Genomic DNA, 682 nt, shown 5'->3' on the forward strand with positions numbered 1-682 from the left:
GCGCTCGACAAACGCACCCCAGACGCGGCATACTTCGAGCAAGCAGAGATACGAAAAGCGGCATGAACATAAATCTGATGCATCTTAGACAAGCCGCAAACCTGTCCTAAAAAGCAGGACCACTTCAGCCATACGTCTCTTCGGCAAAGTCCGATTCGATGATGATCTCTTGCAGCGGCAGCAATTCGATCCGGCGGCGGTTGCCCAGCACGCCTTGCGGCACGATCATGATGAATGCTTTGTGCTCGGGCAGGGCGTGCTGCGGGATTGTCAGGTCATGCACGCGGGTCACAGGCTGCATGCCATTGTCGAAGGTCAGCACCATATCACCGGGCTGGAGTGTCTCGATCTTGCGCCAGCCCGTGCCTGTCGCCACCAGGGTTCCGGGCAAAAGGCCATCCTCACGCAGGGCCATTGCATAAAGCGCGGCATCTTTCTGCATCGCGGTCGAGATTGCTGACACATTGCTGGAACGTGAAATCGCGCTGTCGCCGTCAGTCCAACCGAACGGTTTAGGGTGGGTCATGGATCGTCTCTCCGAAAACAAATCAGGGTTATACTCCGAGTCCTGCAGAAGCCGAATTTGTTGACTTGACTGCTGGGTTTGGAACGATTCAGCTATTGCTTATGATCCGCCCTGACTTTCTTTCCTCACCAGCCCGCCTCGAGCTTGAGGCTTGCG

General features: G+C 55.9%; 1 protein-coding gene. It reads right to left on the minus strand.

The window, feature by feature from the left end; translation table 11 throughout:
• Positions 1–124: 124 nt before the first annotated feature.
• Positions 125–526 (minus strand): Hint domain-containing protein, encoded by a 402-nt coding sequence (locus tag ROE7235_RS19810; RefSeq protein WP_121097779.1) that lies wholly within the window; start codon positions 524–526, stop codon positions 125–127.
• Positions 527–682 lie beyond the last annotated feature (156 nt).

This window comes from Roseinatronobacter ekhonensis, assembly GCF_900499075.1.
In the GTDB taxonomy this organism is placed as follows: domain Bacteria; phylum Pseudomonadota; class Alphaproteobacteria; order Rhodobacterales; family Rhodobacteraceae; genus Roseinatronobacter; species Roseinatronobacter ekhonensis.